The 23,091-nt window shown below is 37.8% G+C and carries 19 protein-coding genes; 7 read left to right on the top strand and 12 right to left on the bottom strand.

From position 1 onward, the window contains the following. Positions 1 to 146: 146 nt before the first annotated feature. Positions 147 to 431: a peptidylprolyl isomerase gene (locus BI291_RS11415; RefSeq protein WP_074498890.1), complete on the top strand. Its 285-nt coding sequence runs from the start codon at positions 147 to 149 to the stop codon at positions 429 to 431. A gap of 63 nt (positions 432 to 494) precedes the next feature. Here the strand turns inward: BI291_RS11415 and BI291_RS11420 are convergent, their stop codons facing one another. The 6 genes from BI291_RS11420 to BI291_RS11445 all read right to left on the bottom strand — a co-directional run bounded on the left by BI291_RS11420 (position 495) and on the right by BI291_RS11445 (position 8,209). Further along, positions 495 to 1,790: an inorganic phosphate transporter gene (locus BI291_RS11420; protein ID WP_074498891.1), complete on the bottom strand. Its 1,296-nt coding sequence runs from the start codon at positions 1,788 to 1,790 to the stop codon at positions 495 to 497. 8 nt (positions 1,791 to 1,798) lie between these two features. Continuing rightward, positions 1,799 to 2,479 carry a TIGR00153 family protein gene (locus BI291_RS11425; RefSeq protein ID WP_074498892.1) on the bottom strand — a complete coding sequence of 227 codons (681 nt, stop codon included), beginning with the start codon at positions 2,477 to 2,479 and terminating at the stop codon, positions 1,799 to 1,801. A gap of 220 nt (positions 2,480 to 2,699) precedes the next feature. Further along, positions 2,700 to 3,401 carry a phosphate signaling complex protein PhoU gene (phoU, locus tag BI291_RS11430; RefSeq protein WP_074498893.1) on the bottom strand — a complete coding sequence of 234 codons (702 nt, stop codon included), beginning with the start codon at positions 3,399 to 3,401 and terminating at the stop codon, positions 2,700 to 2,702. 26 nt (positions 3,402 to 3,427) lie between these two features. After that, on the bottom strand, positions 3,428 to 4,252 hold the full coding sequence (gene pstB, locus BI291_RS11435) for a phosphate ABC transporter ATP-binding protein PstB (protein WP_074498894.1): 825 nt from the start codon (positions 4,250 to 4,252) through the stop codon (positions 3,428 to 3,430). Positions 4,253 to 4,325: 73 nt separating this feature from the next. Continuing rightward, positions 4,326 to 5,960, bottom strand: a complete 1,635-nt coding sequence (gene pstA, locus BI291_RS11440) for a phosphate ABC transporter permease PstA (RefSeq protein WP_074498895.1) — start codon at positions 5,958 to 5,960, stop codon at positions 4,326 to 4,328. 14 nt (positions 5,961 to 5,974) lie between these two features. Next, positions 5,975 to 8,209, bottom strand: a complete 2,235-nt coding sequence (locus tag BI291_RS11445; protein ID WP_083602015.1) for an ABC transporter permease subunit — start codon at positions 8,207 to 8,209, stop codon at positions 5,975 to 5,977. 192 nt (positions 8,210 to 8,401) lie between these two features. Here BI291_RS11445 and BI291_RS11450 point away from each other — a divergent pair, with 192 nt between their 5' ends. Further along, positions 8,402 to 8,842: a CBS domain-containing protein gene (locus BI291_RS11450; protein ID WP_074498921.1), complete on the top strand. Its 441-nt coding sequence runs from the start codon at positions 8,402 to 8,404 to the stop codon at positions 8,840 to 8,842. A gap of 9 nt (positions 8,843 to 8,851) precedes the next feature. Here BI291_RS11450 and BI291_RS11455 read toward each other — a convergent pair whose 3' ends face one another. Both BI291_RS11455 and BI291_RS11460 read right to left on the bottom strand, forming a co-directional pair. Next, positions 8,852 to 10,414, bottom strand: coding sequence for a YdiU family protein (locus BI291_RS11455; RefSeq protein WP_074498896.1), 1,563 nt, complete (start codon positions 10,412 to 10,414; stop codon positions 8,852 to 8,854). An 83-nt stretch (positions 10,415 to 10,497) separates the two neighbouring features. Further along, entirely contained in the window at positions 10,498 to 11,589 is a 1,092-nt protein-coding gene (locus BI291_RS11460) for a GGDEF domain-containing protein (protein ID WP_083602017.1), read from the bottom strand. A gap of 184 nt (positions 11,590 to 11,773) precedes the next feature. Here BI291_RS11460 and ettA point away from each other — a divergent pair, with 184 nt between their 5' ends. The 5 genes from ettA (at position 11,774) to BI291_RS11485 (ending at position 18,241) form a co-directional block, all read left to right on the top strand. Then, positions 11,774 to 13,456 carry an energy-dependent translational throttle protein EttA gene (ettA, locus tag BI291_RS11465; protein ID WP_074498897.1) on the top strand — a complete coding sequence of 561 codons (1,683 nt, stop codon included), beginning with the start codon at positions 11,774 to 11,776 and terminating at the stop codon, positions 13,454 to 13,456. Between the two features lie 77 nt (positions 13,457 to 13,533). Beyond that, a complete protein-coding gene (locus BI291_RS11470) occupies positions 13,534 to 13,926 on the top strand; it encodes a PilZ domain-containing protein (protein WP_254849569.1) in 393 nt (130 codons plus the stop codon). 26 nt (positions 13,927 to 13,952) lie between these two features. Then, on the top strand, positions 13,953 to 14,450 hold the full coding sequence (locus BI291_RS11475) for a glycine cleavage system protein R (protein ID WP_254849570.1): 498 nt from the start codon (positions 13,953 to 13,955) through the stop codon (positions 14,448 to 14,450). A gap of 133 nt (positions 14,451 to 14,583) precedes the next feature. After that, positions 14,584 to 16,716 (top strand): polyphosphate kinase 1, encoded by a 2,133-nt coding sequence (gene ppk1, locus BI291_RS11480; protein WP_074498899.1) that lies wholly within the window; start codon positions 14,584 to 14,586, stop codon positions 16,714 to 16,716. Between the two features lie 7 nt (positions 16,717 to 16,723). After that, a complete protein-coding gene (locus tag BI291_RS11485; RefSeq protein ID WP_074498900.1) occupies positions 16,724 to 18,241 on the top strand; it encodes a Ppx/GppA phosphatase family protein in 1,518 nt (505 codons plus the stop codon). A gap of 178 nt (positions 18,242 to 18,419) precedes the next feature. Here the strand turns inward: BI291_RS11485 and BI291_RS11490 are convergent, their stop codons facing one another. The 4 genes from BI291_RS11490 to BI291_RS11505 form a co-directional block, all read right to left on the bottom strand. After that, complete coding sequence (locus BI291_RS11490; RefSeq protein ID WP_074498901.1) at positions 18,420 to 19,382, bottom strand: PstS family phosphate ABC transporter substrate-binding protein; 963 nt, start codon at positions 19,380 to 19,382, stop codon at positions 18,420 to 18,422. Positions 19,383 to 19,585: 203 nt separating this feature from the next. Beyond that, entirely contained in the window at positions 19,586 to 20,890 is a 1,305-nt protein-coding gene (gene phoR, locus BI291_RS11495) for a phosphate regulon sensor histidine kinase PhoR (RefSeq protein ID WP_074498902.1), read from the bottom strand. Between the two features lie 9 nt (positions 20,891 to 20,899). Then, positions 20,900 to 21,601, bottom strand: a complete 702-nt coding sequence (gene phoB, locus BI291_RS11500; protein ID WP_074498903.1) for a phosphate regulon transcriptional regulator PhoB — start codon at positions 21,599 to 21,601, stop codon at positions 20,900 to 20,902. Positions 21,602 to 21,874: 273 nt separating this feature from the next. Further along, positions 21,875 to 22,801: a porin gene (locus BI291_RS11505; RefSeq protein WP_074498904.1), complete on the bottom strand. Its 927-nt coding sequence runs from the start codon at positions 22,799 to 22,801 to the stop codon at positions 21,875 to 21,877. Between the last annotated feature and the right edge of the window lie 290 nt (positions 22,802 to 23,091).

Here is a 23,091-nt window from a genome sequence, read left to right on the forward strand (position 1 = left end):
TTAAAATAAAAATCTTTTTATTCAAAACCTTAACATGCTTTATAACACTATTAGATTAATACATTGTCTTAAATAAAAGTTATTTTACTCAACATAAAAATACGGTAGTGTTATTGCTAGTATGTTTCAAATATTAAGGGAATAACATGATCACAGCTTCAGCACGCCATATCTTGGTTAACGATGAGCAACATTGTCTGCAGTTAAAAACTGAATTAGCCTCAGGTGCTGATTTTGGCTTACTCGCAGAGCAACATTCCAACTGTCCTTCTAAGCTACAGGGTGGAGCGCTAGGTTCATTTAGCCGAGGGCAAATGGTGAAAGAGTTTGACGATGTGGTATTTACTGCCGAGTTACATACGGTTCAAGGACCCATAAAAACCCAATTTGGTTATCACTTAATAGAAGTGACCAACCGAACAGATAAATAAAAAAAACAGTCAAAAAAATGCCAGCAATGCTGGCATTTTTTATTTCTCACGTTATACGCTGAATTAGGTAAAAACGCTTTGTAACGTCCAGAAAATGATTATCGATAGACCCGCGCCTACTGGTAAAGTGATAACCCACGAGACCACAATATTACGTACTACATTTAAATTGATTGCAGCAATACCTCGAGCCATACCCACACCTAATACCGCACCTACAAGCGTTTGTGTCGTCGAAATAGGTAAACCAGCACCGGAAGCGATTACAACAGTACAAGCTGCCGCAAGTTCCGCAGCAAAACCACGACTTGGTGTTAAATGAGTGATCCCTTTACCAATGGTAGCGATAACACGATGACCAAATATTGCTAAACCTGCAACAATCCCTAAACCACCTAGAGGTAAAATCCACCATACCAATGGCGATTTTTTCACAATTTCACCGCCATTATCAATAATACTAACAACTGCGGCAAGTGGACCAATAGCATTTGCAACATCATTTGATCCATGAGCGAAAGCCATACAACATGCAGTCACGACCATTAAGGTTGCAAAAACTTTTTCTACATTGGCGTAATGGGCAGACTTATCAGCGTCTTGTTCAAATCGTAATCGAGTAATAAAATATTTACCGATAACAGCAACAATAACAGCAACTATTATTGCTAAATAATAACCACCTGCGCCATCTAATTCAAAATTAACAACGCCAAGATCAATATTATCTAAACCAATATGTTTTAAACCTTTCTTAATCGTGACTAATGACAATACAAAGCCGGCTAAGAACATATAAAAAGGTACATATCGTTTAGCGTTATCTAAGGGTTTGTCGGTATCAAAAATGAGTTTTTGTGCACTATTAAAAATAAGAAATGCAATAACACCGGAGATTAATGGTGTGATCACCCAGCTACCAACAATGCCAAGAACTTTACCCCAAGCAACGGTCTCAGGGCTTACGCCAATTGCTGCGAAACCAATAATAGCCCCTACAATAGAGTGTGTAGTAGAAACTGGCCAACCGAGGATAGAGGCAATTAGCAGCCAAGTCGCGGCGGCTAATAAGGCTGAAATCATCCCGAATACGAGTTGTTCTGGTATAGCAGCAAAATAACTTGGATCGATAATACCTTTACGAATCGTTGACGTTACCTCACCACCTGCTAAATATGCACCAGCGAATTCAAAAATCATCGCGATAATAATGGCTTGCTTAATCGTAAGCGCCTTTGAACCAACTGAAGTACCCATTGCATTGGCAACATCGTTAGCACCAATACCCCAGGCCATAAAGAAGCCAACAATGGCTGCGATCATTACAAGGATTGAACCATGTGAAGCTAAAATATCCATGATTAATCCTATTTTCTTGCGAGTAAAATTTCTAAACGAGCGCCAACTCGTTCTGCTAAGTCAGCTAAATCACCAACCCATTCAATAATTTGATATAAGAACATAACATCTACCGGTTTCAAATTGTCTTCAATTGCTAATAAATTTTTTCGAATAGAAATTTGTAATAAGTCCGTATCATCTTCTATTTCATCAAGTTGGAGGATCATTTTCTCAACTATATCTACTTCACGTCCTTTAAAGCCCGTTTCTAACAAGCTATCTAACTCATTAATTGCTTCGGCCGCTTTATCAATTGCATCAATACAACGTTCAACATACTGAGTAAACTCTTGTTGTAATTCAGCAGGTATTTCGAGTTTTCGGCCTATAATACGGCCTGCAATATCTTTCGCTTTATTAGCAATCTTATCTTGCTGGGTTAACAGCTCTAATAAGTCAGCACGATCAACAGGCATGAACAGCCCACCAGGTAACTCTAAACGCAATTGACGTTTAAGCTCATCGGCGTCGTGTTCAAGTTTTGAGATTTTTGTGCGGATTTTACCTGCTGTTGACCAATCATTTTCAACAACTGCGGCAAAAAAAGGAATTAAGTGATTTGAACATTTCGAAACTTTTCGAATGTGTTTTTCTAATGGTTTCAAAGGTGATTTTGCAAAAACACCCAAGATTGAATTACTGGCCATAAACTTTTCCAGAAGCAAATCTGCTCTTTATTATTCGACGGCGCGGATATTAACGCATTTGACGCTAAATACAATAGTCTTTAACGTCAAAGTTAATAGGTAATCCGCATATGATAGATGACTACGCTTTTTATTAGCTATAAGATAGTCGACAATTCAAACAGTTGCTATCAAAACACAAAAATTACTTGGTTGCTAGTGTGAATGCTTTCTTACGCTTTTATAACTTCTTCACATCTTCTATAGATGTATGACGCACCACTTTACCTTTAACAAAATAAATGATGTATTCACAAATATTCTGGCATCGATCCCCAATGCGCTCTAGTGCACGAGCAGACCAGATAACGGTCATGATTTGAGGAATTGAACGCGGTTCTTCCATCATGTAGGTCATCAACTGGCGCATTAGCGCCTCATATTCACGATCAATAGTATCATCGCTGCCATGCGTCTTAATTGCAGCTTCAACATCCATTCTGGTAAACGCATCTAAAGTTTTTTGCAGCACTTCCAATACCTTACGACCTAAATTATCGAGATTCATCAATAAACCACGATGTTCACTGCTTAAGCTTTGTAGTGTCACTTCCGCTATTTTTTCAGCCTCGTCACCGATACGTTCAAGATCAGCAATTGTTTTAACAATCGCCATAATTAATCGTAAATCACCAGCTGCTGGCTGCCTTTTTGCTATAATGCGTGTACATTCATCGTCAATACTGACTTCAAGATTATTAATTTTATAATCACTTTGATGTACAACTTTCGCAAGATCTTCATCTGACTCGTGTACCGAGGTCAACGCATCGCTAAGCTGTTTTTCAACTAAGCCACCCATTTGCATCACGTGATTAATCACACGCTCTAAATCTTCATTAAACTGGCCCGATATATGACGACCAATATTTAAATTATCCACAAGTATTCTCCTATCAATCCGTCAAATTATCCGTATCGTCCAGTAATATAATCTTCAGTTTTCTTTTTCACAGGCGTTGTAAATAGCGTATTTGTATCGCTATATTCAATTAGGTCGCCCATATACATAAACGCGGTTTGGTCTGAAACACGTGCAGCTTGTTGCATATTGTGAGTCACTATTACCACGGTAAATTGCTGTTTTAAGTCGTTTATAAGTTCTTCAATCGTTAACGTTGAAATCGGATCAAGCGCTGATGTAGGTTCATCCAATAATAATACTTCAGGCTGAATTGCAATGGCTCTTGCAATGACCAAACGTTGTTGTTGACCACCAGAAAGGCCAAGAGCACTGTCATGTAGGCGATCTTTAACTTCGTTCCAAAGTGCAGCGGCTTTTAATGACGTTTCAACCGCCTCATCTAATACTCTTCGGTTGTTTTCACCTGTGATGCGCAGGCCATATACAACATTTTCATAAATACTTTTTGGAAATGGATTAGGTCGTTGAAATACCATGCCTACTTTACGACGCAATGCAGCAACATCTACATGTTTATCATAAATATTTTGGCCATGAAGATTTATTTCACCTTCAATATGACAGCTATCGACCAAATCATTCATTCTATTAATGCAACGCAATAATGTAGATTTACCACAACCACTTGGTCCAATAAACGCAGTAACTTGCCCTTTTGGAATTGCCATGGTGATATTTTGCAAAGCCTGCTTCTCACCATAAAACAAATTTAAGTTATGAATATCGAGCGCTTTTTGCTCTGGAGACAAATTAGTTAAGTCTAACTTATTGTGACTATCTAAAATGTTCTGCGGGCTAACTGTAATCATAATATTCTCTTTAAATTCAATAATTTTGCAACTGGAAGCGTACTTCCTCTTAAAGCTATTTAGGAAGCTTTCCTTAATGCTCTAACATGCGATATTTTTCACGTAACCTATTACGAATTGAAACAGCGGTCATGTTCAACGCAACAATAATGGTGACCAACAATAACGCAGTGGCATAAACCAACGGTCTTGCTGCTTCAACATTCGGGCTTTGAAAACCAACATCATAAATGTGGAAGCCTAAATGCATAAACTTACGATCTAAGTGTAAGAATGGGAAGTTCCCATCAAGCGGCAGATTAGGCGCCATTTTAACTACCCCAACTAACATTAAAGGCGCAACTTCACCTGCAGCACGTGCTATAGCTAAAATAATACCGGTCATAATGGCAGGGCTGGCAATCGGTAAAATAATCCGCCAAAGGGTTTCTGCTTTTGTCGCGCCAAGGGCCAAACTACCATGACGCATGGCAGATGGAATACGTGCTAAACCTTCTTCAGTTGAAACAATCACCACAGGTAATGTTAAGATTGCTAAGGTAAGTGCTGACCATAATACACCAGGGGTTCCAAACGTTGGGCTAGGCAATGTTTCCGGATAAAATAATTGATCAAGTGAGCCACCAACCATATAAACAAAGAAGCCTAAACCAAATACCCCATACACGATTGAAGGCACCCCTGCTAAGTTGATCACCGCTATTCGTAATAACTTAGTCAACGCATTCTTTCCGGCATATTCATGCAAATAAATCGCTGCAACTACACCTAATGGCGAAACAATTACGGTCATTAACAATACCATGAGCACCGTACCAAAGATTGCGGGAAATACGCCACCCTCAGTATTAGCTTCTCGTGGATCGTCAACGATAAAGCTACCAATTTTACTAAAAAACGTCGCTAGCTTTTCTAAGAAACTATACTGGTTATTCGCTTCAACCTTTAAAATGTGTTCAAAATTTATGGTAACAACTTGACCATCCATTGCACGTACTTTGATATGATCACGAGCAACCTTTGCACGTAACGCCATTAACTCTTTCTCAAGCACGAGGTAATCATTTCGCAGAGAAGCAACTTTCGCTTTTATTTCTTGCTCTTTCTCTGGTGTTAATTTCTCTTGCAATCGGTATTTACGTTCTTGTAAACGTAAACGTTCAATTTGATAATTGATGGCACCAATATCGCTTTTTTGTAAATGTTCAATTTCAGATTGAAACACTGTAACCCGCGCTAACAATTCATCCATTTTGTCAAGTGATACTTCTTCACCGTCTAAATGTAGACTTTCGATAAAACCATAAAAATTACCGTTTGTTCTACGCTCAATTACCACTAGGTCTTTCGGTGTCGACGTTTTTTTAATTTCAGGCACTAAAATCCAGCGAAAATCCAAACTTACTAATTCACGGTTACCGGTTTTCACTAGGTAGCGCTCAAGATATTCTTGATCACCTAACGCCAAATCCATGTGTGCTAATTGCTTAACTGGAATTTTTTCTCGATCATAAATTTCACCAATAACCGTATGTGCTTTCCCTTGCTGATTAACCATATCAAACTGATACAACGTTGATGGCCAGAAATATGACAGACCATGCGAAGCAATTAAGTACAACAACCCAACAACGGAAATTAAACTAATACTAACACCACCCGCAGAAAGCCAAATCCAAGGAGAGCCTGATTTAAACCAATTATTCATCTTGATACCCTACCTTACAACGAGCTATATTTTTCACGCAATCGCTGACGAACGAACTCAGCTAACGTGTTAAAAATAAATGTAAATATAAACAAAACGAAAGCAGCTAAGAACAGAATACGATAATGAGAGCTGCCAACTTCAGATTCTGGCATTTCAACGGCAATATTTGCCGATAATGTACGCATCCCCTGAAAAATACTCCAATCAACAATCGGCGTATTGCCGGTGGCCATTAATACAATCATTGTTTCCCCTACGGCTCGTCCTAAGCCCATCATAACCGCTGAAAAAATGCCTGGGCTTGCAGTAAGTAGCACCACTTTTATTAAAGTTTGCCAAGGAGTTGCACCTAATGCTAGGGAACCACTTGTTAAATGTTTTGGCACACTGAAAATAGCGTCTTCAGCCATCGAGAAGATGGTAGGAATAACTGCAAAGCCCATTGCGATGCCAACAACCAATGCATTTCGTTGATCAAATGAGATGCCTAAATCATTGGTGATAAACTGTCTAACATCGCCACCAAAAAATACGTCTTCCATCCAAGGCGATAATGAAAAGGCAAAATAAGCCGCCAAACAAAGTACAGGTATAAGAATTAGGGGCGCTAGGGTATCCGGCAGCACATTTTTAATTTTCCGTGGTAACTTAAACCAAGAAAATGCCGTAAGAAAAACCGTGATAGGCAGCAGTAATAACATTAAACCAATCGCTGGCAAGTTATTTTCTACAATTGGTGCTAACCAGAGCCCTGCCAAAAAACCCAAAATTACTGTTGGTAATGCCTCCATAATTTCAATGGTAGGTTTTACTTTTTTACGCATTTCCGACGTCATAAAATAAGCAGTATAAATTGCTGCGGCTAACGCTACAGGTACTGCAAATAACATCGCATACATTGCAGCTTTAATGGTACCAAACGAGATAGGTACTAATGAGAACTTTGCTTCGAAATCATCTGAACCAGAGGTTGACTGCCAAATATATTCTGGTTCGGGATATCCCTCGTACCATACTTGTTGCCATAAGGCATGCCAGGTTACTTCAGGATGTTCGTTTTCAACTGAAAAAAGTAAAAATGTATTATCTTTTAACAATAATAAACCATCAGCACGAGGTGAAATGATGAATTCATCTGGCATGGTTTTACTTAATTGCCCGCGCCATAAATCGTTATCACTCGTCGTGTAAAAAGCGCCCACGTCGCCTGATGAGGTGAGTGAATAAAAACTTTTTCGATATTGCTCTGTGATTATTTGACTAACTGGCTCGTCAACACTCGCTGAAAATGTACGAATTTGTTTAAATTCACGACCGTCTTCACCAGCAACTTCAAACCATTGACTAACAGTACCTGCGCTATCACCCAGTAATACCGAGCTACCGCCAGATAGCAACGCCATTGAAGATAAATGTAATGGTTTACTTCTTGATTGTGCAAGTTGCGGAATAATGGTGGCTTTTAATGGTACGTCATCATCATAAGTAAGATCAAACACTAACACTTGGTCGCCACTACGCACAAACGCCATTGCTAAATCAGGCGTCACGAGTACTTGATCTACTTTTCGAGTATCAAGAGTAACGGTTTGATATTCAATCTCATGTGCTGGATCGTAGTTAAAATCATCTTCGGCAATGAGTGACGTTTTTATCAGACGGTTATCTTCTGTAAAACCAACAAAAACAGCACGTTCGTCATTCATCGCAAACGACAAATGAGTAAACGACGCTTGTTGTTCATCAACAGCAATAAAGTCTTCACCCAGCGGATAAGTTAGATTTGGAATAATGTCACGAGAGCCGTCACCAAACGTTGCTTGAAAGCCAGGTGAAACCAATTGCACGTTACCTTGTACATCAAGTATTAATTTATTTTCAGCGCCTACATCAATAACGTTCTTTATCGGATGTTCTGATACAGACAATGAATATACAGGTGAACGTGTTTTTTTCTCATTATCAGTTAACGCATAGTATTCAACCTGCCCTTGCTGATTAATGGTATAAGCAAGTTCTTGCAATTCATCAATACCAATGGCTAACGCTTTATCGCCTGATGCTATCGTAAACGTCTGAATTTGTTCTATTTTCGCTGATTCAAAAACAGGTTTAATTACGTATAATAAATACAGAAAAATGAGCACTAGGGTAAAAAGCACACTGATACCACCTAGGGTGATCAACCATCGCGCTAACGAGTTTTTCAGTTGTCGAGTGCCAACTGATTTCAATGCTATTGTCACTAAAGGTACCTTTTGGTCAATAGAAAATCTTAATTGCAGCGATTATAAGACACTTTTGTGACAAATTTGTGACAAGCAACAATATCGTTTAATGATTGGATAAATTTATGACAAAAACATCATGGCTATTGTTAAAATAATTTGCTTTGATATGTTACTAACAACAAGTATTTTATGATTTTAGGGGAAGTGATGAGTAGCATTGAAAAATTAATGTCAAAAAATATTATCAGCTTAGACATCGACGATGACTTAGCAAAAGCGAAGATCGCTTTTGATCAACACCCTATTCATCATATCTTAATCTTAAACGGTAAAGAGCTTGTTGGTGTATTCACCGATCGAGATTTATACAAACAATTAAGCCCACACATAAATACGCGAAAAGAAACACCACGCGATACTTCTTTATTACATCAAAAAGTGCATCTTTTTATGAGTAGAGAGTTGGTGACAGCGACAACAAACACGACACTTAACGAAGCCGTGTTACTTTTTTATGACAACAGAATTTCATGTTTACCTATTGTGGATGAGCATTTCCGACCTGTGGGCATCTTGTCATGGCGAGATATTGTAAAAATTATCGCTTTGCAATACCGCAATAAATTACAACAAGCACATCAATCATAATTTTGATACTTAAGAACTACATGACAACATAGAACAGCCTGCTTTATGCTTTGCCCAATCTGGGCGCTTTCCTGCAAAGTGAGCAGCTTCAGGTTGTTCTTGGTAAGGCCGTTTTAATACCTCATACAACTGATGAAGTGCGGTATAATCACCTTTTTCAGCTTGTTCAATCACTTGTTGTGCTAAATAGTTACGCAAAACATACTTCGGGTTAACTTGATTCATTCTAGACGCTTTCTCTTCACTAGATATCGTGTTGTGAGTGAGGCGTTGAACGTAAACTGTCAGCCACTGCTGCCACTGTTCTTGTTGTGTTTTCGATAACAAATCATAAAAGCAATCATCCAAATGTTCTAACCAAAGAGCAGGTTTATCTGGCAATATTGCCAATAAGCGATAGAAAATCGTCATATCTGCATTTGTATCAGTCATTAGTTTTTCTAACGCAATAAATAATGCGGGATCAGCGTCGTTATCCAGTTGTTCAAAACCTAGTTTATCCGCCATCATTTGCCGCCAACGCTGTTCATATTGCTTGGCAAACTTCGACAATACTGTATTAAGTGGCTCTGCATCGTCAATCAAAGGGTAAATTGCATTCGCTAGTTGAAACAAGTTCCATTGCGCTATTTCAGGTTGAGCACCAAAGCAATAACGCTTACCTTGTGCGTCTGTTGTGTTTGGAGTCCAGTTTAAATCAAAGTTATCAATCCAACCGTAAGGACCATAATCTATAGTTTCACTTAGCATTGACATATTATCAGTATTCATCACGCCATGAACAAAGCCAACACGCATCCAGTGCACCATTAGCTGACAAGTTTCATCAGCCACTTGCTCAAACCAAGCTAAATAGCTGGTTTTATTAGGTTCACCAAGATGAGGAAAATGTGTCGTAATTGTATAATCAAGCAGTTGTTTTAATAACGAAATATCACCACGCGAAGCTGGTAATTGAAAGCTGCCAAAGCGAAGAAAACTTGATGATACGCGGCAGACAATTGCACCAAGCTCTTCTTTCGGGTGACCATCATAGAACATATCACGAGTTACTAAGTCACCTGTTAGGCATAAACTCAACGCTCTTGTTGTGGGAACACCTAAATGATACATCGCTTCAGAGCACAAATATTCTCTTATTGACGATCGTAATACAGCCAAGCCATCGGCTCGACGAGAGTATGGCGTGCTACCGGCCCCTTTTAACTGAAGCGTTTTAAGACCAATGTCGGGTACGTCAAGTTGGCCTAAATTAATCGCTCTTCCGTCACCTAACTGCCCAGCCCAATGCCCAAACTGATGGCCGCCATAATTCATCGCATAAGGTGTTGTGCCTGCCAATAAAGAATTACCGGTTAATACCTCCGCAAGTTTTATTTCATCACTAACATTAAGCGTTAATTCGTCAGCTAATACCGAATTTAACGCAATTAATTTAGGGTTAGTGGTAGGTGTAGGTTCAACAAAAGAATATGCTGCTTGCGATACAGTTCGGCAGAAATTTTTCGTTTCAAGATCTGCTGGTAATTGCTGAACAAAACTATCATTAAAATCACACTGAAATAAACGCACAGATCACTACCATTGGTTACATAATTCGTTAATTAAGGCTAAGTGTACGCGATCAATCCATTTAGCTAAAGCACATCACAAAATTACTCGGGCTCTTGTGAAACAACTTGATTTCGCCCCCACTGTTTCGCCAAATACATACGTTTATCTGCAATTTTCAATGCATGATCTAGTGCTTCAAATCGATGGCACTCTGCTACGCCAAAGCTTGCTGTCACCGTAAATTCTTGCCCCCCCATATGTATTGAATTTCCGGCGATAAGTTCTCTTAATTTCTCCGCTAATGTAGCGCCTTGATCTTTTGTGGTATTCACAAAAAAAAGCAAAAATTCTTCGCCACCAGTACGAACAATCACATCATCTTTTCTAATATTTTCAGTGCATAAAGCAGCAAAGCTTTTTAACACGTCATCGCCAACCTGATGACCATACGTATCATTAATTGCTTTAAAATGATCGATGTCTATATTCACTAAAGACAAAGGGAAATACTCACTATTTTTCATAAAACGATCGGTCAACACAGAGGACAAAAATCGTCTATTAGGCAACTTTGTCAAACTGTCGGTATAGGCTTGTCTTAATTTAGCATGACTAATTTTAGCTAGCTTACTATGGCTTTGGTGACGAAAATAATCCGCAATAAAGCTGATAAAATTCATCAAAGCAAAAGAAGTAAAAAAACGAGAAGTTTCAGCAGGTTCGTAAGACGCAGGTATTGAAACTGACGGGTGCAATAATATAAGTAAAGCGATATAAAATAAAAAATTTATTACGCCCCCTATTTTCACCCCAAGTAAGACAAAAAAGATAAGCGGCATAGGATAAAGCCAATACAGCGCGGTATTTTTGTAGCCTCCTGTGTACACCACACCTAATAACATAATTAGCACACAAGCAACGGCTAAATAGTAATGAATATCATCCTTTTTCAGCAAAATAGCCAACACTGCATTTACTGAGATAAGCACAGCACCAAACAACAGAATGACAGATAAAGTAACATCGTAAGATTGATAACTTTTTGCAGAAAAATACAAAATAACTGCGGCACCAAAGAAACTAATAAAGTAAAAAATCGATTTTTTACGATAACGATCTATATCATCTATTGTTGCTCGCTCTGAGAACTTCTCCCACCAATCCATACGGTCGCCATCACTGTTATTTAGCATTTAGCCTTTAATAAGCAATAGCATAAATTAAAATCTTTGCGAGCTGCAACCTAAATAACAACCAAAAGTAACAAAGGTGTAATGAAAAAATTATTCAAGAATATATTTATAACAACCATTGATTGTTGATGATATTCACCTAAAATATCGACATCATTCTGTTTTCAAAACTAAAGGTTTTTTAATGGCACAACCATTACCCGACAAATTTATTATGTCGATGCACCGCGTAAGCAAAGTGGTGCCACCTAAACGTACAATTTTAAAAGATATTTCGCTTTCTTTCTTTCCTGGAGCAAAAATTGGCGTACTTGGCTTAAATGGCGCTGGTAAATCTACTTTACTACGCATTATGGCTGGTGTTGATACTGAGTTTGAAGGTGAAGCAACGGCTTTAGCAGGTACTAACATTGGTTATTTGCCGCAAGAACCCGCGTTAGACGAAGCAAAAACTGTGCGAGAGATTGTTGAGGAATCTGTTGCTGAAGTAAAAAACGCGATTGCCCGTCTTGACCAAGTATATGCTGAATACGCCGAACCAGATGCCGATTTTGACGCATTAGCCAAAGAACAAGGTGAATTAGAAAACATCATTAATGCACAAGATGGTCATAACATTGATAACGTTTTAGAACGTGCAGCAGATGCGCTTCGTTTACCCGATTGGGATCAAAAAATCAAGGTTCTTTCTGGTGGTGAGCGTCGTCGCGTTGCACTTTGTCGTTTATTACTTTCTAAGCCAGATATGTTATTACTTGATGAGCCCACTAACCATTTAGATGCTGAATCGGTCGCATGGTTGGAGCGCTTCTTACATGATTATGCCGGCACTGTGGTTGCCATTACCCATGACCGTTATTTCTTAGATAATGTGGCCGGTTGGATCTTAGAACTTGATCGTGGTCATGGTATTCCATGGGAAGGCAATTATTCTTCATGGCTTGAACAAAAAGACGCACGTTTAGAGCAAGAAAAACGTACAGAAAATGCCTTACAAAAAACCATTAAACATGAGCTTGAGTGGGTGCGTTCAAACCCTAAAGGCCGTCAAGCAAAAAGTAAAGCCCGGATGGCACGTTTTGAAGAGCTAAATAATCAAGAACATCAAAAACGCAATGAAACTAACGAACTATATATTCCACCAGGGCCTCGATTAGGTGATAAAGTATTAGACGTTAATAACTTAACTAAATCGTTTGGTGACCGCGTACTTATTGATAATTTAAGCTTTAGTATTCCAAAAGGAGCTATTGTTGGTATTATCGGAGCTAACGGTGCTGGTAAGTCAACGCTTTTCAAAATGTTATCAGAAACTGAGCTGCCAGATTCCGGTACGGTTGAATTAGGTGATACAGTAAAACTAGCCAGCGTTGATCAATTTCGTGATGACATGAACCCTAAAGCTACCGTGTACGAAGAAATATCAGAAGGTCATGATATTCTTACTGTTGGCAATTATGAAATCCCTAGCCGTGCTTATTGTTCACGCTTTAATTTTAAAGGTAACGATCAGCAAAAATTTGTTGGTGATTTATCAGGTGGTGAACGAAACCGCGTACACTTAGCTAAACTAGTGAAAACTGGTGGTAATTTATTATTACTTGATGAGCCTACCAACGACCTTGATGTTGAAACATTACGAGCACTTGAAGAAGCATTGCTTGAGTTTCCAGGTTGTGCAATGGTTATTTCTCATGACCGCTGGTTCCTTGATCGTATCGCAACGCATATTATCGACTACCGTGATGAAGGTCAGGTGAACTTTTTTGAAGGTAACTATACAGATTACGAAGAATGGTTGAAGAAAACCTTAGGAAAAGAAGCTGCTGAGCCACATCGTATTAAGTACAAACGAATCAGTAAGTAACTGGTGACTAGTCTTTAACTTAAAAAGCATCTTAATGAATATTTAAGGTGCTTTTTTTATAAATGACGCTATGCTAAATGTATCAGTTCATTCATTTTACTTGCTCAATGGAAAACAGACGTCAATTTACACGCATATTGTTCTCGATAGATGCTCAACTTGAAGTAGACGAAAAAACATACGCCGTTAACATTCATGATATCTCGTTAAACGGTGCCTTAGTCAGCGCACCAAAAACACAAGATGATATTTTGAATAAATTAGGCGTACTCCATTTTAACCTGAATGAAACCCCTGTGAGCATGCATGTTGCTATTGTTCACGTTGAGTCAGAGGAAGTCGGTTTGCGTTGTAATGCTATTGATATTGATAGTGTTACTCACCTTCGACGTTTAGTCGAACTCAACTTAGGAGATGATAGCCAACTAAATAAAGAACTTTCACAATTAACTCGTACATTTACCGATTAACGCTTTTATTCCACTCAGAAGGACGCATGATGAATCAACTTATTCTTTCCTTTATTTGCCCTGATCGCCCAGGATTAGTCGACACTTTATCTGACGTAGTAAAGCAACATGATGGCAACTGGCAAACGAGTAGCTTACATCACTTATCAGGCTTCTTTTCAGGTGTTGTTGAAATTGCAGTAACAGAAGCACAGACCACCGCACTTATAGATAAAATTCATAGCATTCCAAATATAAAATGTATTATCGAACAAACACACCTTCACTCTGCATCGCAAGCAAGTATTGTCTTAGAGTTAACGGCTAATGATCGCTCGGGTATCGTGCAAGATATAGCCTCTGTTGTTCATCAACAAGGTGGAAATTTATTAAAATTAGTGAGTGCACATGAAGCCGCGGCCCACACTGGTGTAGCTTTATTTAAAGCAAAAGTAAGCATTGATGTTGCCCCTCATAAGGTTGATGAACTTATTACCGCATTAGAAAGTACCGCTGATGATTTAATGGTGGATGTTTCTCGCTAAGACGATAATAAATTAACTTCGTTTCCATTATTATGATGACGCTTAATATTCTATGACAGAAATATGTCAACTTTCTCATTTCTGTCATAATTCCTAGCTATACTCTTAATAATATTCAATAAAATTTTAGTAAATGATTGATAAAGAGTTATTTTTCGACAAAGAACTAAGTTGGCTATCGTTTAACGAGCGTGTTTTACAAGAAGCAGGCGATGAACAAGTGCCCTTAATTGAGCGTATACGGTTTTTGGCCATTTACTCGGCTAATCTTGACGAGTTTTTCCGAGTTCGTGTAGCAAAATTAAGACGAAAACTTTTATTAGAGCGCGCAACAAATGAAGGTGATAAAGATTCCGCTCAATACCTGTATTTAAAACAGTTATTAAGTGAAATAAATCATTCTGTCAGTCAATTAACAGAAAAGTTTCGCCTTTATGCGCAACATGCATTTGCGCAATTAAAAGAACATAATATCGAGTTACTGTTCAACGAAGAAAACTCAACCGCCTTTAATATTCATTTAACTCCTGAAGAAAAACGTTTTATCACGACGTTTTATCATAATCATATAGTGCGCTTTATTACGCCTATCTTTATTAATTCAAACACTCAGTTAGTAAGTTGTCTTGACGATGACGGGATATATTTTCTTGTTGCTCTCAAGCAAACTGACGATGTGCAATATGCTTTAATCGAAATTCCTCGTTCAGAAGTTGATCGCTTCATTATTTTACCCAAAGAAAATCACAAAAATTTACAGCGTGTTGTGATGCTTGATGATGTCGTACATTTTTTTTTAGGTGATGTATTTGATGGGATCATCAACTACACATCAATCGAAGCATATTCACTTAAGCTTACCCGTGATGCCGAATATGATTTAAATGATGAACTTGACCAAAGCTTACTTGATAAAATGTCAAAAGGGTTAAAACAACGGTTAACCGCTGAGCCTGTTCGCTTAGGCTACGACAAGAATATGCCTGATTACATGCTAAAATACCTGAGAAAGGCGTTAAAAATAAAAGACATTAACGATTTAATTCCAGGCGTTAGATATCGTCATTATAAAGATTTTATTGCCTTTCCTAACCTTGGTGGCCCAGAATTAGAAAATCAAGAGCTACCTGCATTAGATGCCACAGGTTTAGTACATAAAAATTTATCTTTTGATGCTATTCGTGCTCAAGATATCTTAGTGTATTACCCTTATTACAAATTCAGACATTTCACCGAATTTGTCAGAAAAGCATCTTATGATCCACTGGTGAAAACCATTAAAATTAACATTTACCGAGTAGCAAAAAAGTCTGAAATTATTCACTCATTAATGGAGGCAGTAAAAAACGGAAAACAAGTGACGGTAGTTGTAGAGTTAAGAGCAAGGTTTGATGAACAAACTAATATTACCTGGGCCCACAGAATGAAAGACGCCGGCATTAATGTAGAGTTTGGCATTGATACGCTTAAAATTCATTCAAAGCTATGCCTTATTACGCGTATTGAAAATGATAAAATAGTACGGTATGCACATATCGGTACAGGTAATTTTCATGAAAAAAATGCGCGCATTTACACTGACTTTTCCTTATTTACTCACCATAAGGAAATCACACAAGAAGTTGATAACGTATTTTCATTTATCGCCCACAGCTATAAGCGTTTTCGTTTCAATCATTTAATTGTTTCCCCTTTAACGTCACGACGTCGTATTTATCAACTAATTGATAATGAAATTGAACACGCAAAACATAATAAAAAAGCAACTATCACTTTAAAGGTTAATAACTTAGTAGATATTGGTTTGATTAATAAACTCTATAATGCCAGCAATGCTGGCGTGATTATTAAGATTATTGTGCGTGGAATGTGCTCATTAATCCCTGGTAAAAAAGGCATGAGTAAGAATATTCATGTTATATCCATTGTCGATAGGTTTTTAGAACACCCTCGCATCATGTTATTTCATAATAACGGTGTTAAAAGCCTTTATATCAGTTCTGCTGATTGGATGGAACGTAATATCGATCAACGGGTAGAAGTTGCTTGTCCGATATATGACCCTGTTCTGAAAAAACGTATCATTGAAATTCTCGACATTCAGTTAAAAGATAATCAGAAAGCGAGACTGATTAACGAACATCAAGACAACACTTACGTACCGCAAGGCAACAAACAGCCGATTAGATCACAGATTCTTATCTATAATTACTTAGCAGAACAGGAAAGTAATGAACGAATAGCATTGCAGAACACTGATAAATAAGGCTCTAATGACTCACAATGTGCACACACAACACGAACAATACTTAGCGGCATTAGACATAGGCTCTAATAGTTTTCACTTTGTCTTAGCTCGACATGTAAACCAACAGATTCAAATTTTGCATGCTGAAAAGTACCGAGTACAACTCGCTCAAGGGCTTGATAATACTTTCACGTTATCTAGCAAAGCTATTGCTAGAGGCATAAACGCTTTAGAGAAACTTGCCACCAGTTCACAACATATCACTCCAGATAACTTTCGAGCGGTTGCCACCTATACCTTGCGGCAAGCAACCAATGCAGAACAGTTCTTAACCGCTGCAAAGCGCATTTTCCCATTTACCATTGAAATTATTTCAGGCCATGAAGAAGCACGGTTAATTTATCAGGGTGTAGCACATCACAGACAAACTAACGAACAGCAATTAGTGATTGATATTGGTGGTGGTAGTACAGAGTGTATAATCGGTCAAGCGTACCAGATAAAAACACTAGACAGTTTACAACTCGGTTGCGTGAGTTACCAACAAGCTTTTTTTTCCGATCATGTTATTTCACAACAGGCATTTGAGCGAGCAATAAGAAGCGCCTCTCATCAAGTTGATAGTATCATAAAACGCTTCGCGAATACGGGTTGGCAACACGCTATTGGTACATCAGGCACCATAAAAGCCATCGCTAAAATCATTAATGCTGAACAAGAGATTTCCCGTGAAATCACACTGGAAGATGTTGAAAACCTTAAGGCGACTTTACTCACCTTTCAGCACTTTGACGAAATAGACCTACCTACACTAAAAGAAACTCGACGCAATGTGCTCTGCTCCGGTGTAGCTATTTTACTCGCAATCATGCGTTGCTTTGACATAAAAACATTAGGCTATTGCCAATATGCCCTTCGCGAAGGTGTATTATTCGAACAACTAGAAAATTTAAAGCATAACAATGTTAGACAGCGCACTGTTGAAAGCTTTATTTCACGTTTTAATATTGATTTTCATCAGGCAGAAAACGTTAAGTCACAAGCTGTTGATATTTATCAACAGGTGGCCGAATCATGGCAATTAACCGCACCGATTTATTTAGAATTACTCACTTTTGCAGCACAACTTCATGAATTAGGGGTAGACATTAACGCTTCAAGTTATCAGAAACACGGTAAGTATATTATCGAACAAGCGGATATGGCCGGCTTCAATCAAGAGCAACAATACGCATTAGCTTGGTTAGTGGGTAACCAACGAAAAAAAATTTCACCTTATAACGTTACAGCCGAATACACTTTAACACATCAAACGCTTCATAAACTGTGTGTTATTTTACGCTTTAGCGTGTTACTTAACCAACAACGCTATACTCAAGCAGACCTTAACCTTAAGGTCAACGGAATCAATAATCGGTTTGAGGTATATTTAGATAAGCAATGGTTAATAGATCGTCCAATTATTAGCACTGAACTATTTTATGAACAACAAATTTTAGAGGCGATTAATGTTACGTTAATTGTCCAATCAAATAAATATTAAGTTTGTTTTCACTTTAATGCGAGAAACACCAACACTTTTTTTACCTGTGAACTGATATTATACCAATTCGCACAAATATTTTATTATACGATGTAGGATTTCTGAAAGTTACAAAGTAAAAAGGCTCTATCAAGAGCCTTTTCATATCATAATCAAACCTGAACAAATGAAACAATATTTACATTAAACCAAGCTTTTTAAATTCTTTTTCAACAACCGATGCTGGCAATGGAATGTAACCATCTTTTTCCACAATTTTTTGTCCTGATTTTGATAAAATCATTTTCAAAAATTCTGCATCCATTGGCGATAAAGGCTTATTAGGATGTTTGTTAACATAAACATATAAAAAGCGAGAAAGTGGGTATTTTTTGTTAATGGCATTTTCCATTGTTGCTTCAACAAAGTTATTCCCTTTTTTCGCTAATGGCAACGCACGAACACCAGATGTTTTATAACCGATACCTGAATAGCCAATACCATTTAATGAAGCAGAAACCGATTGAACAACAGATGCAGATCCAGGCTGTTCATTTACACTGTTCTTAAAATCACCTTTACATAATGCTTTTTTCTTAAAGTATCCGTATGTACCTGATACTGAGTTACGACCATAAAGCTGAATATCTTTACCAGACCATTCACCTGTTAAACCTAAATCACCCCAGCGATCAGCGTTTTCTTGCGCACCACATTTACGGTTATTGGAAAACACAGCATCAACTTGATCAATGCGTAAACCTTTTATCGGATTGTCTTTATGCACAAACACTGCTAAAGCATCAATAGCCACTCTCACCGCTACAGGTTTATAACTATATCGCTTTTCAAAGGCTTCAATTTCACGAGACTTCATTTTACGACTCATTGGGCCTAAATTTGAGGTACCTTCAGTTAATGCCGGTGGCGCAGTTGACGAACCAGCCGCTTGAATTTGTATATTTACATTTGGGTAAGTACGCTTAAATTCTTCCGCCCAAAAAGTCATCATGTTCGCTAATGTGTCTGAACCCACAGAAGATAAGTTACCTGAAATACCACTAACTTTTTTGTACTCTGGTAGGTCTTTGTCAATTGCTAATGCAGAAAAGCTCATAACACTTGCTAGACTAATCGCACTAAACGCTCGTTTAAAATTCATAATTTTCTCCAATGAGAGTATTTATATATCGAATAATTGTGAACACTATATAAAGCTAATATGACAATTATATTTAAAGTTTATGACACTTATATGACGCCTTTAATATTTTCGTCATATAAAGAGTTTCCATGATAATTTCTCAGCGTTCATAAAAAACGATCGTTAAGAGTGACTTGCGGATAGTTTACTTGATCAGTTCATCAAGATATTTTCCGAATAGCTTTTGGTTCGAAATATATGATAAATTCACTGCCCTTACCCCATTGGCTATTTATCGCCAACTCTGCATGGTGATGGTTAAGTACATGCTTAACAATTGCTAAACCTAGCCCTGAACCACCAGTATTTCTCGAACGAGATTTATCAACACGGAAAAAGCGTTCGGTAATTCGATTAACGTGTTCAGGTCGAATACCAGGGCCATTATCTTTGACAGCGAATTTAGCTTTATGACCGTCTTTAGCCCAGGTAATATGAATTTCACCACCAGTTGGCGTATATGCGATGGCATTAGAAATTAAATTAGAGCAAGCACTTTTAATTTCATTATCGATACCTTCAATTGCTAAGTTAGTATCAATATCACTGGTGATTTTGTGCGCTTTTTCTTGATTTAACCATTTAGCATCTTCGATCAATGCAAAAATTAGTTTTGGCATATCAACAAAATACTTCTCTTCTTCTTCGGTACTTACCTCAACGCGAGACAGAATCAATAATTGCTCTACTAATCTATCCATTCGAGATACTTGCGTTTCCATCGTGGTAAATACTTTCTGCCAGTATGGATCTAATGCGTTATCTGTAACTTGTACCATTTCAACATAACCGCGCATGACGGTTAATGGGGTTTTTAATTCGTGGGAGACATTAGCAACAAAATCACGACGCATTTCTTCTAAGCGATGAATTTTACTAATATCTCTAGCCAAAAAAAGTACCTGATCTGTACCATAAGCCATCAGACGTAATTCGATCATGAGTTCGGCATTCGCCGGAGATGGGATATGACACGGTACGTCGAAGTTTTCTTCATCAAGGTAGCGAGAAAATTCTGGAAAGCGTATGAGGTTATCAATGCGCTGCCCAACATCTCCTGGCCAGCGAACACCTAAAATACGTTGCGCTTTTTTATTGCCCCATAAAATAGTTAAGTCAGCTGACAGTACCAATGCTGCGTCAGGTAATGCTTCTGCGCCATCCCTAAATTGTCGGATTTTTTCATTTAGGCGCTTTTGCTTAGTTCTGTGTTTGCGAATAACACGGTATAAACCATCGTACACTTGCCCCCAAAGCCCTTGAGAAATAGGTGGAGATAAACTTTTACTAACCCAAAGCCAGCGCATAAGTTTAAATAAGTGATGATATTGCCACGTTAACAATGCAATAGCTAAAAACGCGACAAGTATAAAGGCGTAACCAAAAAGGTAGCCAATGAAAAAACTCAAAGCTAAAGCAAAGAAAAGGCGAGCGAAAATTGCTTTAGCTGAAAAACTAGAATACATAAGGCTTAATTAAACACTCGCTTTAATTTTACCTGAGAACCGATAACCTGAGCCGCGTACTGTTTGAATAAAATCTTCATGACCCGCACCAGTAATTGCTTTTCGTAAACGTCTAATATGAACATCAACAGTGCGATCTTCAACATAAACATTTGTACCCCATACATTATCCAATAATTGTTCACGGCTATATACACGCTCAGGATGAGTCATGAAAAAGTGTAACAACCTAAACTCTGTAGGGCCTAAATCAATATTACTGTCATTTATCGATACTCGATGAGCAACTGGGTCAAGCTTCATGCCATGAAATTCAATGGCTTCTTCAAGTGCCGTTGGCGCCACTCGGCGTATCACAGCCTTAATGCGAGCAATCAACTCTTTGGGTGAAAAAGGTTTTGTTACGTAATCATCCACGCCAACATCAAACCCTCTGACTTTGTCTTCCTCGTCGGCGCGTGCCGTTAGCATAATAATGGGAATTGAACGCGTATATTCATTCTGTTTCAACATTTTTGCTAATTTAACGCCTGAGCCGCCAGGTAACATCCAATCTAATAAAATTAAATCCGGGTATGGCTCTACCACTTTTTCTTTTGCTTGGTCAAAATCTTCAGCTTCTATAGCATTAAAACCATTTTGTTCTAACACGAAAGTGATCATTTCCCTGATTGGTGCTTCGTCTTCGACGACCAAAATTTGTCTGTTCATGTATTAAACTTCCCATTAGGCATGTGACAATATCTAATGAACATTGTGATAAGATTTTATGACAATTTTATGACATAAGTGAAATTTTATTTCATCATTGCCGATGTTACACGACAACACAAGAAAAAAGCGACTATTCAGCCGCTTATTTACAGAGAAACTCAATACATTTATTGCACAAAAAATTGTAAGGGCGTTGATCGAATACAAGTTTTGTATGAATAAAACGTTCCTTAAGAACAGCTTACTGCGAAAACAAACACGCCCTAATTTTTAAAAATTATATTCAAGCCCAATTCCCAAGTAGTCTTCATCTGCACCACTATCCATATCAAATGTTGTATAAAAACCAAATGCTTTAATATTTTTAGCAAATTTATAATCTGCACCTACTGTAATACCAGACTTGTCATCACCACCATCAAATTCTGCGGTTTGAAACTGTCCTTTTAACACCCAATTATCAATATTGTATTTCCCTGATAAAAGGAAGCCGTCCATCTCTTGTCCTGAACTAACGTTTTCTTGTGTTTGAGCAATTGCACCAAGGATAAAACCACCTAACTTCCCTGAAATGACAGCACGGGTAACATCGTAACCAGCCATCTCTGAATCAAAGGCTAACGCAGCATAAAATGTAGATTTTTTTAAAGCTTTATCACCATACATTAACGCAATTGAACTGGCATCTTCACCATCAACACTGTCTTCAACCACATACGTCATCCCCAATTGAAAACCACTAAATTTTTTCGTTTTATAAGTGATACTGTCAGAAACGCGATTCTCACCTTTCCATAACGCCTTAATATCAGCGTTTAAATCACTAAAAACATCAACTTTTCCCTGAGATTGCTTTAATAGCGTATCATTTTTGCCAATTAACACCTCACCAAAGTTGCCTTTTAAGCCTATATACTGATTTCGATCGGTAATACTGTCTCCTTTTGCACTATCACCATCTAAGTCAACACCGAATTCTGCTTTGTAAACAACAGTCAACCCATCTGAAAGTGCTTGTTCCCCCTTAAAGCCAATGCGTGAATTGTTACTTTTTACCTCAGTAAAAGATCCTTCACCTTCATCGGAAGATTGCACAGTTACATTGGCTTTACCATATATATCTATGCCATCTGCAACACTCGGTGCTGATATTGCGGAAAACACAGCAATGGCAAGAGAATTATAATAACGTTTCATGAGATCACCCTTTCAAATGTATATTGAGTATATTTGCCGCACATTGTGCCTAAATTAAATGACACTTTTGTGACAATATGACTTTTTTTTTACATTAAAATGAATTTATTGCGTCATTTTTGTGTACAATTTATTTCAACTTGATGACAAACGGTTCAAGCTGCATTATAAAAACTATAGTCTATCTCCAAGAAAAATAAGAAAAATAATAGAATAAATTTACAATTTTTTTAAAAAACACTTTAATCAAACGATAAAATAGCTACAATCAAATTAGGTATTGTTCAAAT

The sequence above is a fragment of the Thalassotalea sp. PP2-459 genome (assembly GCF_001913705.1).
Taxonomy (GTDB): Bacteria; Pseudomonadota; Gammaproteobacteria; order Enterobacterales; family Alteromonadaceae; genus Thalassotalea_C; species Thalassotalea_C hakodatensis.

What these genes read in the sequence shown, in the direction of transcription:
- BI291_RS11475 (WP_254849570.1), top strand. Translation starts at nt 13,953, where the DNA reads ATGATGAATCAACTTATTCTTTCCTTTATTTGCCCTGATCGCCCAGGA.
- ettA (WP_074498897.1), top strand. Translation starts at nt 11,774, where the DNA reads ATGGCACAACCATTACCCGACAAATTTATTATGTCGATGCACCGCGTA.
- BI291_RS11485 (WP_074498900.1), top strand. Translation starts at nt 16,724, where the DNA reads ATGACTCACAATGTGCACACACAACACGAACAATACTTAGCGGCATTA.
- BI291_RS11505 (WP_074498904.1), bottom strand. Translation starts at nt 22,801, where the DNA reads ATGAAACGTTATTATAATTCTCTTGCCATTGCTGTGTTTTCCGCAATA.
- ppk1 (WP_074498899.1), top strand. Translation starts at nt 14,584, where the DNA reads ATGATTGATAAAGAGTTATTTTTCGACAAAGAACTAAGTTGGCTATCG.
- BI291_RS11425 (WP_074498892.1), bottom strand. Translation starts at nt 2,479, where the DNA reads ATGGCCAGTAATTCAATCTTGGGTGTTTTTGCAAAATCACCTTTGAAA.
- BI291_RS11490 (WP_074498901.1), bottom strand. Translation starts at nt 19,382, where the DNA reads ATGAATTTTAAACGAGCGTTTAGTGCGATTAGTCTAGCAAGTGTTATG.
- phoB (WP_074498903.1), bottom strand. Translation starts at nt 21,601, where the DNA reads ATGAACAGACAAATTTTGGTCGTCGAAGACGAAGCACCAATCAGGGAA.
- phoR (WP_074498902.1), bottom strand. Translation starts at nt 20,890, where the DNA reads ATGTATTCTAGTTTTTCAGCTAAAGCAATTTTCGCTCGCCTTTTCTTT.
- pstB (WP_074498894.1), bottom strand. Translation starts at nt 4,252, where the DNA reads ATGATTACAGTTAGCCCGCAGAACATTTTAGATAGTCACAATAAGTTA.
- BI291_RS11450 (WP_074498921.1), top strand. Translation starts at nt 8,402, where the DNA reads ATGAGTAGCATTGAAAAATTAATGTCAAAAAATATTATCAGCTTAGAC.
- BI291_RS11420 (WP_074498891.1), bottom strand. Translation starts at nt 1,790, where the DNA reads ATGGATATTTTAGCTTCACATGGTTCAATCCTTGTAATGATCGCAGCC.
- BI291_RS11460 (WP_083602017.1), bottom strand. Translation starts at nt 11,589, where the DNA reads ATGCTAAATAACAGTGATGGCGACCGTATGGATTGGTGGGAGAAGTTC.
- BI291_RS11415 (WP_074498890.1), top strand. Translation starts at nt 147, where the DNA reads ATGATCACAGCTTCAGCACGCCATATCTTGGTTAACGATGAGCAACAT.
- BI291_RS11470 (WP_254849569.1), top strand. Translation starts at nt 13,534, where the DNA reads ATGTATCAGTTCATTCATTTTACTTGCTCAATGGAAAACAGACGTCAA.
- pstA (WP_074498895.1), bottom strand. Translation starts at nt 5,960, where the DNA reads ATGAATAATTGGTTTAAATCAGGCTCTCCTTGGATTTGGCTTTCTGCG.